Source organism: Methylophilus sp. Leaf414, assembly GCF_001425425.1.
Taxonomy (GTDB): Bacteria; Pseudomonadota; Gammaproteobacteria; order Burkholderiales; family Methylophilaceae; genus Methylophilus.
The window spans coordinates 522,935-535,342 of the sequence record NZ_LMQQ01000001.1 but is presented as its reverse complement, the minus strand read 5'-3'; the positions used below and the strand labels follow the sequence as shown (position 1 = coordinate 535,342).

Here is a 12,408-nt window from a genome sequence, read left to right as displayed (position 1 = left end):
TTAAGCCTCAGCGCATCATTCCTGAGACTATTATTAAGTGATTCCCGCTGCAGAATTTAGATGCCGCGTAGCAATTCGTTGATACCGACTTTGCTTAATGTTTTGGCATCAACTTTTTTCACGATCACTGCGCAATAAAGGCTGTACTTGCCATCGCTGGAAGGCAGGTTGCCGGAAACGACTACTGAACCGGCCGGTACGCGACCATAATGCACTTCGCCAGTTTCGCGGTCATAGATTTTGGTTGATTGGCCAATATAAACACCCATTGAAATCACACAGTTGTCTTCAACCACTACGCCTTCAACCACTTCAGAACGTGCACCGACGAAACAGTTGTCGCCAATAATGGTAGGGCCAGCTTGCACTGGTTCCAGCACACCGCCAATACCAACGCCGCCAGACAAATGTACGTTTTTACCGATTTGCGCACATGAACCGACAGTCGCCCAGGTGTCCACCATGGAGCCTTCGCCGACATAGGCGCCGATGTTGACGTATGAAGGCATCAACACAGTATTTTTAGCAATAAATGAGCCTTTGCGCACGATCGCATTTGGCACAACGCGGAAACCGCCAGCTTTAAAATCTTCTTCGGTATAGTCCGCGAATTTCGGGTCCACTTTGTCGAAGTAACGGGTAACGCCATCATCCATCAGGTAGTTATCTTTCAGGCGGAAAGACAGCAGCACGGCTTTTTTCAGCCATTGATGGGTTTCCCATTGCTGGGTGTCGCCGATACGGCTGGCCACGCGCAATTTACCAGCGTCGAGGTCATCAAGAATGGAAGCAACAGTTCGCTTGATTTCTGCAGATGCATTTGCAGGGTTGATGTTGGCGCGGTCTTCAAAAGCCGCCTCGATAATACTTAGACGTGGATCCATGATGTTCTCTAAATGATAGGGAGGAGTAAAACCCGAAATTTTAACCTAATTTCGGGTTTTTAGTGCTGATTGAATGTGGCAGGCTTATCCCAAGCCGGGGGAAGTTATTTAGACTTCGCCGCCAGGTAGAGTGGCATGACTTTGGGAGTCAGCGCCTGCAAATCCTTGATGCGGTTTTCGCTGGAAGGGTGGGTACTTAAAAATTCTGGTGGCGCTTCTTTATTAGCCGCCATCATTTTTTTCCATAAACTCACCGCCGCTTCCGGGTTGTAGCCAGCGCGGGCTGCCAGTTCCAGTCCCATACGGTCAGCTTCGCGCTCCTGCTCCCTGCCATTTGGCATGGAGAACAGTAATTGGCTGCCAAGCCCGGCACCCTGTGCCGCCATATTCCCGGCGGTACCGCCCACTACGGTAGCCAGCGCTTGCAAGCCAAATTGCTGTATATAAGCTTGCGACATACGTTCACGACCGTGTTCCCGCAGGGCGTGGGCAATTTCGTGGCCGATCACTGCGGCTAATTCATCATCAGTTGCTTTGAGTTTTTCAGCCAGGCCAGAGAACACCATGATTTTGCCGCCAGGCATACAGTAGGCGTTCAGCTGGTCATTTTTTTCGACGTTCACTTCCCATTTCCATTGCGCCGCATCCGGGCGGAAAACACCTACCTGCGCAATCAGCCGGTTGGAGATAGTGGTGACACGCGTCAATAGTGCCTTGTCAGCATTGAGGGTGTTATTTTTCTTCGCTACCTGCAAAGTTTCTGTGTATGACTGTGAGGACATTTGGTTCACAGTACTTGTCGGCAGCAGCAGCAGCTGGCTGCGCTGCACGCCAGATACGCTGTTATTCGTGGTGCTGGCACAAGCGGAAAGCATGGCACACAAAATGGCGATGGAAGTTGTTTTGATCGATGTGGTTGTTATCATGGACATTAAAGTTTTTCCTTTCTCGGTACCGGAATACATCCAGACTGGATACGGGTTATTTTTTATAACATTCTAGTGTGACACAGTCATGTTGACCAACTTAAATTTTTACTTGTGACCCCAATTCAACCACCCTGTTAGGCGGTAATTTGAACTGGTTGGTAATGGTTTCTGCGGTCCTGAACAAACCAATAAATATTTTTTTGCGCCAGAAGGCCATGCCAGGCTTATCAGACACAATCAGACTTTCTTTACCAACGAAGAAAGAGGTGTCCATGGCATCCAGTATCAAACCTTGTGCTTCGGTCAATGCCAGGTCACGCGGTAAATCCGGTTCATCCATGTAGCCATAGCGGATGGTGACGCGATAAAACCCAAAGTCCAGATTCTCAACCAATACGCGTTCTTCCCTGTTGGTGTAAGGGTAATCTTCAAAACGTACTGTCAAAATCACGACGCTGTCATGTAATACCTTGTTGTGTTTCAGGTTGTGTAACAGTGCATGTGGCACACCGTCCGGGTTAGGTGTCATGAAGACACCGGCGCCGTTGACGCGTGCAGGCGGGTGCGCACCTATCGCTTTAATAAACGGTACCAGCTCCATCGATTCTGATTTGAGGGTACTGTATAACAAAGCGCGACCGGTTTTCCAGGTGCGCATCAGGGTGAAGATGATCAGACCCATCAACAGCGGCACCCAGCCACCATCAGGAATTTTCAGGATGTTGGCGGTAAAGAAAGACAGATCAATGACCAGGAACAGTGAAATCAGGCAGGCGGTTTTGAACTTGCTCCATCCCCACAAATGATGGAAAACCACTGCTGCCAGCAAGGTTGTAATGACCATGTCGCCAGTCACGGCAATGCCGTAAGCAGCAGCCAGGTCACCGGAACTGCCAAAAATCAGTACCAGCCCCATGGTCGCAATCATCAAGCCCCAGTTTACCCTCGGCATATAGACCTGGCCTTCGGTTTGTTCAGAGGTATGCGCAACGTGCATGCGCGGGATAAAGCCAAGTTGCAAGGCCTGGCGGGAGACAGAGAATGCGCCCGTGATCACGGCTTGTGAGGCAATCACTGTGGCCAGGGTCGCCAGGATAATCAGTGGGAAAAGAGCCCAGTCGGGGGCAAGGTGATAAAAAGGGTTCTGGATAGAGTCAGGTTCGGAAAGAATCAATGCGCCCTGGCCGAAGTAGTTGCAGATTAAGGCAGGCAATACGAACAGGAACCAAGCCAATCGTATCGGTTTGCGGCCAAAGTGCCCCATATCGGCATATAGTGCTTCGGCACCTGTGACCGCCAGTACTACCGCACCTAAGGCAATAAACGCAATCTTGGGTTGGGTACTAAAAAAAAGGAAAGCGTAATAAGGACTCAGTGCTTTGAGAATTTCGGGGTGATGACTAATGTTAATTGCGCCTAAAATACCCAGCACCGCAAACCATGTCAGCATGATAGGGCCAAAAAACGCGCCCATCACCGCGGTGCCTTTACTCTGCGCCCAAAACAGTAAAAACAGGACTAACAAGGTGATGGGGACTATCCAGTTATCCAGTTGCGGGGCGGCGACTTCCAGGCCTTCGACTGCGGATAATACTGAAATCGCCGGGGTAATCATGCCATCTGCATAAAACATGCAGGCGCCGATAATACCCAGCATCATGATGCGTTTTCTTTGCTCCGGTTCACCACCTGCATAACGGCTGGCAAGGGATAGCAAGGCCATGATCCCGCCTTCACCGCGGTTATCCGCCCGCATGATAAAGGCTACATATTTGAAGGAAACAATGAGCAGGAGAGCCCAGGTTATTAACGATAAAATACCGTAAACGTTATCTTGTGTGAGTAGTAACGGGTGATGACCTACCGCAAATACTTCTTTCATCGTGTAGAGGGGACTGGTTCCGATATCACCAAATACGACCCCGAGGGCGGCAAGTGCCATGGTATGCAATGCCGCGGGCTGACTTTTTGTATTGTCCATTGTGTGAACTACGTAAAGCAAACGTTTATTATCTGTCAATTTGACAGCTTAACCAATGACTTTTGCAGTCGCGCCTGTGTGCCCTGTGTTAAGAGTTTGTAAATTTTTCAATTATCCGCAAGGTAATCAGGATTGCTGATCTGGCTGGTGGATCTCGGTAACCACCACTTCTGCCGATCCGTTGTATAAAGTGACACGCAAGGGTTCCTGCGAAGTCAGTTGCCGGGAATCTGTGACTGCATGACCATCCGTTTTTTGCACAATGGCATAGCCACGCGCCAGTACCTGATGCGGATTCAGCTGTTGCAGGCTGGTCGAAAAATGGTCCAGCCGCCGTAACTGTTTATTCAAAAGATGTTGCATGGCTAATTGCAAACGGTGCTGCCATTGCTCCAGAGATTGCTTTTGCTGCTGTAACTGCTGCGCCGGTGAAATCATCCTGCGCGATAAATAATCCAGCGTTTGTGCCTGTTTTTGCAACAGGGATTGCATGGCTCGCATCAGTCTTTGTTGTAATTGGGTAACCTGTAAACGCAATTGCGACTGATCCGGGCAAGCCAGTTCTGCCGCCGCGGTAGGCGTGGCTGCACGCAAATCAGCGACAAAGTCAGCAATGGTGAAATCGGTTTCATGGCCCACGCCGCTGATGGTCGGCAGCCGGCAATCGGCAATCGCTCGCGCCACGACTTCTTCGTTAAATGACCATAAATCTTCAATACTCCCGCCGCCACGGCAAATCAGTAGCGTATCAACTTCTTGTCGCTGATCGGCCAGGCGGATGGCATTCGCAATCAGCTCGGCCGAGCCTTTGCCTTGCACTGGCGTCGGGTAAATGATTACCGCAATGCCGGGGTGGCGTCTGCGTATCGCCGTGATCACATCGCGTAACGCCGCTGCATCGGGAGAAGTTACGACGCCGATGGTATGCGGGTCGACGGGGATAAGTTGCTTGCGAGACTGGTCAAATAAGCCCTCGGCCTGCAAGCGCTGTTTTAGTTGCTCATAAGCTTCGTACAAGCGCCCTAAACCGGCCGGTTGCATAAACTCGATGGTCAGCTGGAAATCACCACGCGCTTCATACAGTGTCACCGTTGCGCGTGCTTCTATCGAATCACCTTCGCGCGGCATGCTTTCCACCAGGCTGTTGCGCCCTTTAAACATCACGCAACGTACCTGTGCTTTGGCATCCTTGAGCGAAAAGTACCAGTGACCACTGGCCGCACGGGTGAAATTGGAGATTTCGCCACTGACCCAGAACAACGGAAAACTGGTCTCGAGTAATTCTTTAGTTAAACGCGTCAGGTCACTGACACTCAAGAGTTGCTTGGAAGACGTCGATAACAAACTAGCCATAGCCTACATTATCCAACAGCTGATTGCAGTTTGGCTATTTTTCTATAAAACCGGCAAGGTTTTCAGTACACCACCAGCCATTTAGAAATTATAAAAACAAATTTTAATCATGTTTTTCGCACTCTTTAACAAATGTAGTTGGCACTTTGTCAGCTCCCCGAGGTCATTTAAAGAGTGGGGCATTGCGATATTTAATATGGTGTCAAACAATGCGAGCTAGCCAAAACACAAATTCCTATTCTATATATAAATTCATTTTGCTTTCGACTAAGACCTGGTTTACAACCTGGTTGGTGATAGCTTTTTTTGCGCTATGGTCGTTGGCGTCTAAGGCGGATGACGAGGCTGTCGTCAGCCAGCCTGGTATAAGTGAGCCTGCGATTGATGAAGCTGCTACATCCCAACCTGCGAAAGAGATTGAAGTAGCTGATATGCCAGCAGTCATTGAGCCAATCACCAGTTATACCCGTGAGCAGTCAAAAATGCAGAATGATGCTTACAAGCAATTTATCAAGCTGCAAATCAGCCTCGCTTCAGGCACTAAAAATGCCTTGGGCCTTGGCAGTTATGAGCAAGCCTACACGCATTATTGTGCGCTCGCAGGCGAGGCGCGCGACCCGGATGCACAATTTGCCATGGGTTGGTTATACAGCACTGGCAAAGGTGTGGAAGTGAATCATGATATTGCGGCACGCTTTTTTAGTTTGGCGGCCATACAAGGACATAGGGAGGCCAGGGAATGGCTGGATAAAGAGCCGGGCAATGCCGAACTGGCAAAACTGCCAGCATGTATGCATACGCATGAAAACTCTGCGGCTCAAGTGTTGTACCGCAAACGTGGCCCAGTCTATCAGTTAGTGAAAAAGCATGCCCCTAAGTATGGCGTAGATGTTGACCTGGCGATGGCGGTAATCGCAGTGGAGTCTGGCTTTAACCCGAAAGCGACTTCACGCAAGAAGGCGCAGGGCTTGATGCAATTATTGCCGGACACGCAGGCCAGGTTCCATGTTAAAGATGCTTATGACCCGGAACAGAATATCAAAGGCGGGCTTTCATATTTACGCTGGCTCATCGGTCATTTTAAAGGTGATGTCGAGTTGGTGACCGCAGCGTACAACGCGGGCGAAAATGCCGTGCAACGGCATAAAGGTATTCCGCCATATCCCGAAACGCGTGATTATGTGAAACGCGTTGCTCACTACTATAAAAAGAAACATCACGAGGTCAGGCAAAAGTCAGCCATGCGCGAGAGTGATGCAGTATCTGCCGCATCCTGATGCCAGCTTCAAACGTTCATTAAAGTCAGGCCCATGTCTACACCAGCAGCCGCATTAGCGCTTAATCCATTACAATTCAATTTTATTCAATGCGCAGGAGCAGGCAATGTGTCAATGGTTTAAAGGTAAAGGCGGTTACGTGTTAGGGTTTCTGGCCTGTTTCGGGATAGTCGCGCTGGCGTTGGCAATCCAGGTGCATTACAACCTCGAACCTTGTCCACTGTGTATTTCACAGCGCATCATTTTTATGAGTTTAGGCGTGCTGTTTTTACTGCATGCATTTCTACCGCCCAAATCCTGGGTAAGTGCTGGGCTGGCAGTGGTTGAAGTATTGACTGCTTTGGGCGGCGTGGGCGTGGCGATTCGTCACTGGTGGTTGCAAGTGCATAAAGACGAAATCATTGCCGACTGTGGCGTGGGGTTTGATTATATGTTTGAAAACTTCCCGCTGAAGAAAGCCTTGACGCTGGTGTTTCGAGGTACCGGTGATTGTGCCGCGATTGACTGGACTTTCCTTGGTCTGACCTTGCCGCAACTGGGGCTGATCAGCTTTTTAGCTTTTGGCACGTATGCAGTGTTCCTGTTCCGTGCGAGACGTTGCAGTCGTTAATGATTATTCTGCTGGCGGCATAGAAAAAGGCGCTTTTAAAGCGCCTTTTTCATTAATACTGAGATGTTGTTTTTTTCAGCATGGCAGATTGTCTGGATATCGTCTCATGCCATTCCTGAAACTGGCTTTCGCATGATTGCTCAGCCAACTGCGGAAGCATGTCATTTGGGATGCTGGCAGCGCGTAGTCTGGCTGTTTCGCGTTTTACGCAACCCAGGTATTTGGCCTTGGCGTAAATCTCTTCAGTTTGCATGCTTGCAATCGCCTGATCAGCCTGATTGAGCGATTTGCATACTGGGCCTTGCTGGCTGCTCCAGCTGTAGCTGGCATTCTTCGGCATATGAATCACGCTGGCAATATCTTCGCCGCGTTTATGTATCCAGTTCTCCAGGATCTCATTACCGCAACTTTCATTCTGGCAGCGCATGACATTCTTCAACAACCATGCCGCCTGTTTGGTCATGCGGTCTTCCGCAATACCGCAGTTATGGATCACATCATGCGAGCGCGACATATATAGCTTGTAATTGGCACGCCAGCTGCCATGAATGGCACACGCTACTTTGCGTAACGGGTTCGTCATTGCACACTGTTCTCTGGTAGCAGGCATGCTTAACAAACGCTCTGGCGCGCGATTGCCGACCCTGCGGCATGCCAGTGAAATCGCTTGCCCGTAAGCCTGGGTATATCCCCAGAATGACAATCTGGCCTGGGAGGATTCAGCGCTGCTCTTTAACGCGTTATCGTTTTTCCAGTCCAGTGTTTCTGAAGTCATAGTGGATTTATGAAACACCACTTCACGTTCTGCTTCTATCGAAAATTCGCTGCACGATGCCTGCACGTATTTGGTAGTGATGGTGTCATCATGATCGTCCGCCCTTAATTTGAAACGGATCATATCGTCGAGCTGGCCGACTTGCAGAGAGTCCAGGTCCACGGACACAGTCAGGAATTTTTCGCGGCCCTGAACCGCTTGCCATTGCTCCGCGTATAAATCAGGGCTTAGTAGTATCAACTGCAAGAAAACGACTAAAACAAGGGCAGGGAATCTAAACATCATAAATAAAACTAAATCCGGAGTTGTCAGGTACTTTTTTCCAACAGCGCATTAGCCTAACTCAGCCGAATATACATTGTTACGCCCGGCCTGTTTGGCTTCATACAGCGCATTGTCAGCGCGGTGCAGCAAGTGTGAGAGTGTATCACCGGCTTGCATCGCGGCAACCCCTGCGCTGATGGTGATTGACTCTATCTCGCTAATATTGAGTAAATGTATTTGTTTGCGCATCTTTTCAGCCAGTTGAGAGGCTTGCTTGAGTGACGTGCGAGGTGCATACACAATCAGCTCATCACCACCCCAGCGCACGACAATATCCGAAATCCGGCTATGTTGTTTAATGCATGCTGCCACGTTCTTCAGCACCTTATCACCCAGCACATGCCCATAGGTGTCGTTGATTTTTTTAAAATTATCGATATCGATCAATATCAGCGCATCAGGCGTTTTGCCACGCGCAGCGGGAGAGTATTCGGCAAATACTGTCTCGAAATGGTGACGATTGCTCAAGCCGGTTAAATGATCCGTGCTGGAAAGTCTGGTCAGGTTTTCTTTTTCCTTCTCCAGCGCCGAATTCACGGCCGCCAGCTGTTCGGTGCGTTGCTTAACCCGGGCTTCCAGATCCGTATTTAACGCTTTCAGGTAGTTGGTTTGTGTTTCGCGCAGGCTTTCATAGTTATGAATAATAAAAAACTGGGCCAGCATGTAAAACCCCAGGCTGAGAATATCCAGGTTATTGAATTCCGAAGGGAACATTCCTGTTAAATGATTGCCCACCACCAGGGCTAGTATGATTGCCAGCATCGAATACCCGGCTTTGCGACCTTTGAGGTAAAAAGCGGAAGCCAGTACCAGCAACAGCAGACCGCTTCGAGTTGGGTTGCCGTTGGCGAGAAAAAACACGATCAGAAATTGTACGAAACATAGCCAGAGAGCAATGCTCGCAATTAATTCAACCAGTCTATGGTGGCGGTGCAGTATCCATAGCAGGATAAAAGCGATACAGGAGAATAAAAGGTCGACTTTGCCGAGAAAGGGATTGGTATTCCAGCGGATCACGCTCATTGCAAGGGAAACAAGGCCGGCAAAGGTGAAAACGTTATTGAGGAAAATAACCTTGTAACGAACGTTAACAGTATCGGTTAATTTCGGAAAAAGCTGGATCGGAAGTAACATGACGACAAGCACTCGGCTAAGCCACTTTTTCAACATCCGTTTTTCCTCGGCAATTATTGTTTTTGTGATGCGGTCAGTTTATGTAAAATGCGTACTTCACCAGCTAACTCAGTAACAATATGGGAATTTTACATATATTAAGCTGGCGAGTGTATTAAATTATTCCTCAAATTTGAAATGTTGGATGACGGTTGATTCCGGGTCCGGAACACAATGTCTGTCAGTCTGTGATGAAACCATATAAAACTTTAGATGACTTTGTCGGTAATACGCCGTTGGTCGCCTTGCAACGCATGAACCCGAATGAGAGCAATACCATTTTGCTCAAGCTCGAAGGCAATAATCCGGCCGGATCGGTGAAGGACAGGCCTGCCTACAGCATGATTCTGCGTGCCGAACAACGCGGCGATATCAAGCCTGGCGACACCCTGATTGAAGCGACCAGTGGCAACACCGGCATCGCGCTGGCGATGGTGGCGGCCATGCGTGGTTATAAAATGGTGTTGGTAATGCCGGAAAACCAGTCCGTTGAACGCCGCCAAAGCATGAAAGCCTATGGTGCTGAGCTGGTGCTGACGCCCAAAGACGGCAGTATGGAGCTGGCGCGTGATGTCGCGATGAAGCTGCAGGCTGAAGGCGAAGGCATTGTGCTGGACCAGTTTGGTAATTCGGATAATCCGCTCGCGCATTATGAAGGCACCGGGCCGGAAATCTGGCGTGATACTGAGGGTAAAGTTACGCATTTTGTTTCCAGCATGGGTACTACCGGTACCATCATGGGTACCTCGCAATTTCTTAAAGAGCAGAATCCAGCCATCCAGATCATTGGTGTGCAACCGGAAGAGGGCGCCCAGATTCCCGGTATCCGCAAATGGCCGGAAGCCTACATGCCTACCATTTTTGATGCCAAACGCGTCGATGAGCTGCGTTACGTCAGCCAGAAACATGCGGAAGATACCACGCGCAAACTGGCACAGAAAGAAGGTATTTTTGCCGGTATTTCCAGCGGCGGGGCTCTATACTGCGCGCTACAACTTTCCAAAGAAGTCGATCACGCTGTGATTGTCGCCATCGTGTGCGACCGCGGTGACCGTTACCTGTCGACCGGAGTTTTCCCAGACTGATGCGCATCTGGTGCCTGAGCCTGATGTTATGGTCAGCACAGGCCTGTGCCATCAGCCAAATTAGCTTAAGCGCAGACAGTATCAGCAGCGACCTGTTTCGACTCGATAAACCCAATGCCGTCTTGGATTTAAGCAGCAAACAACAGGTTAAAATCAATGCCCAACGCCTGACACTGGGTGATGCCACGCTGGATAAACCGAATATCTCACTCGATATCAGCCAGCGCCCGACCTTGCTGATTACTTCCGATCAACTGCAAATGGAGCCATACCAGGTCAGGCATCCACGCATTTTCCTGGATTACCGTCAGAAGGTCCTGCAACCCACTTTGTCCCTGGACGCTGAAGTTAAAGCATTGCATGACGCAGTGTGGGGCAAGTTTCATCTTCATTGTCTGGTGCCAGCACAAGCGGCTACGCAAACCTGGCGTTGCGAAGATGGCTTGTATCAAGATATCCGTTCCCACATCCCATTTGAGTTGCTGGTGACACCGACCTGGAAATCGGTCGGTAAAAGCGGTGAAATGGCGAGGGGCGTAGACCTGGAGTTATCAGTAAACCAGGCAAAGTTCAGTGATGCAGAAGGCTTGCATGCGGCGGATAAACTTACCGGCAAGGTCAGTCTTTCTGCGCATGAACAAGCGGGTGGCTGGCGCTGGCAGGGTATTTTCGATTGGCAGCAGGGTGAATTATTCTGGCAACCGTTTTATTTTGCCGATGGCAACAAGCGCTTTGAAATCAAAGGGTTTTACCGGCAGCCTTATCTTGATGTCGAGCAAGCGACCCTTAACTTACCTGGCGTAGGTACATTGCACAGCCAGAGCCGCGTCAACCTGGTCAGCAAAGAATTCGATTTATTAAAGGTCGATGCGAGTGATGTTGATTTTAACGGCGTTTACCAGGCATTCATCCAGCCATTGATCCCCGATTCGGCATTTGGTCACCTGAAAGTGTCCGGCAAAGCTGACTGGTCTTTTGAAGCCAAAGGATTGCAGCCACTAAAATTTCACCTGAATATTACCGATGCTAGCCTCGAAGACCAGCTCGGCAAATTTGGCTTTAGCCATTTTAATGCCAGTATCCCGTGGGATTATGAGCAACCAACACAGATAGCCATGGGTTACCAGTCCGGTCATGTTTTAAAAGTCCCGCTGGGGCCCACCAGCTGGTGGGCTGAGGTGAACCGTTATTCGATCACTTCACCCAGCCTGAAGTTGCCGATACTGGATGGTGCGCTGGAGTTTCAGGATATTTCCGCTGCCTGGATCAATCAAAGCATGGTCTGGCATGTGAGAATGGATATGCAGCCTATCAGCATGTCACAGTTCAGTCAGTCGCTGGACTGGCCGACCATGCGTGGCCAGATAACCGGGTCGGTGCCCTTAATCACCTATGCCAACCACGAGTTGCGCATGACAGGCGATATGCAGTTTAAATTGTTTAATGGCATGGTCGGTATGTCTGACCTGGATATTGATGACCCCTTAGGTGCAGTACCAAAGCTGCACGCCAACTTCACTATGCGCGATATAGACCTGGGTGAAATTACGCGTACATTTAATTTTGGCTCGATTACCGGCAAGCTGGAAGGCGATATCAGGCACTTGCGTTTGCAAAACTGGAAGCCGGTATATATGGATGCTGTCATCCAGACTGCCGATGGACCGTTTGAGAAGAAGATATCGCAGCGTGCTGTTGAGAATATTACCGCACTGGGTGGGGAAGGCACGGCTGCAGCCTTGCAACGCACTTTCCTGCGGTTCTTTAAAGAATTTGGCTACGAGAAAATTGGCTTGCGTTGTGAATTGCGAGGTGATATCTGCAAAATGGGTGGGGTGGAAGCGATTCCCGATGGCTTTGTGATTGTCAAAGGCAAAGGTGCGCCTTCGGTCAATGTGAACGGGTACACCAGGTATGTCAGCTGGAAAGATGTGCTGGCACGCATGCAGCGGGTAACGGATAGTAATAGTAAAATCATTATCGACTAGAACTTGTTAACTGATTAAAACCAGCGGAA

10 protein-coding genes are annotated in these 12,408 nt (G+C 49.6%); 4 read left to right on the top strand and 6 right to left on the bottom strand.

Features of this window, described 5'->3' with window-relative positions; genetic code table 11:
* Positions 1-56: 56 nt before the first annotated feature.
* The 4 genes from dapD to xseA form a co-directional block, all read right to left on the bottom strand.
* Positions 57-884 carry a 2,3,4,5-tetrahydropyridine-2,6-dicarboxylate N-succinyltransferase gene (gene dapD, locus ASG24_RS02585; protein WP_055867508.1) on the bottom strand — a complete coding sequence of 276 codons (828 nt, stop codon included), beginning with the start codon at positions 882-884 and terminating at the stop codon, positions 57-59.
* Positions 885-988: 104 nt separating this feature from the next.
* On the bottom strand, positions 989-1,816 hold the full coding sequence (locus ASG24_RS02580) for a M48 family metallopeptidase (protein ID WP_369814153.1): 828 nt from the start codon (positions 1,814-1,816) through the stop codon (positions 989-991).
* A 94-nt stretch (positions 1,817-1,910) separates the two neighbouring features.
* Positions 1,911-3,794, bottom strand: a complete 1,884-nt coding sequence (locus ASG24_RS02575) for a potassium transporter Kup (RefSeq protein WP_055826027.1) — start codon at positions 3,792-3,794, stop codon at positions 1,911-1,913.
* Positions 3,795-3,920: 126 nt separating this feature from the next.
* Entirely contained in the window at positions 3,921-5,147 is a 1,227-nt protein-coding gene (gene xseA, locus ASG24_RS02570) for an exodeoxyribonuclease VII large subunit (RefSeq protein WP_055867505.1), read from the bottom strand.
* Positions 5,148-5,440: 293 nt separating this feature from the next.
* On the opposite strand from xseA, the gene ASG24_RS02565 reads away from it, so the two are divergent.
* Together ASG24_RS02565 and ASG24_RS02560 are read left to right on the top strand one after the other, a co-directional pair.
* Positions 5,441-6,424: a lytic transglycosylase domain-containing protein gene (locus tag ASG24_RS02565; protein ID WP_235562281.1), complete on the top strand. Its 984-nt coding sequence runs from the start codon at positions 5,441-5,443 to the stop codon at positions 6,422-6,424.
* A gap of 106 nt (positions 6,425-6,530) precedes the next feature.
* The gene (locus ASG24_RS02560; RefSeq protein ID WP_055867502.1) at positions 6,531-7,034 is read left to right on the top strand and encodes a disulfide bond formation protein B; all 504 of its coding nucleotides are present in this window, start codon (positions 6,531-6,533) and stop codon (positions 7,032-7,034) included.
* A gap of 52 nt (positions 7,035-7,086) precedes the next feature.
* Here the strand turns inward: ASG24_RS02560 and ASG24_RS02555 are convergent, their stop codons facing one another.
* A complete protein-coding gene (locus tag ASG24_RS02555; RefSeq protein WP_235562280.1) occupies positions 7,087-8,094 on the bottom strand; it encodes a hypothetical protein in 1,008 nt (335 codons plus the stop codon).
* Positions 8,095-8,142: 48 nt separating this feature from the next.
* A complete protein-coding gene (locus tag ASG24_RS02550) occupies positions 8,143-9,303 on the bottom strand; it encodes a diguanylate cyclase (RefSeq protein WP_055867499.1) in 1,161 nt (386 codons plus the stop codon).
* A gap of 194 nt (positions 9,304-9,497) precedes the next feature.
* Here ASG24_RS02550 and cysM point away from each other — a divergent pair, with 194 nt between their 5' ends.
* Together cysM and ASG24_RS02540 are read left to right on the top strand one after the other, a co-directional pair.
* Positions 9,498-10,391, top strand: a complete 894-nt coding sequence (gene cysM / locus ASG24_RS02545) for a cysteine synthase CysM (RefSeq protein WP_055867495.1) — start codon at positions 9,498-9,500, stop codon at positions 10,389-10,391.
* Complete coding sequence (locus ASG24_RS02540) at positions 10,391-12,379, top strand: hypothetical protein (RefSeq protein ID WP_055867492.1); 1,989 nt, start codon at positions 10,391-10,393, stop codon at positions 12,377-12,379. Before cysM ends, ASG24_RS02540 begins: the two co-directional genes overlap by 1 nt.
* Positions 12,380-12,408 lie beyond the last annotated feature (29 nt).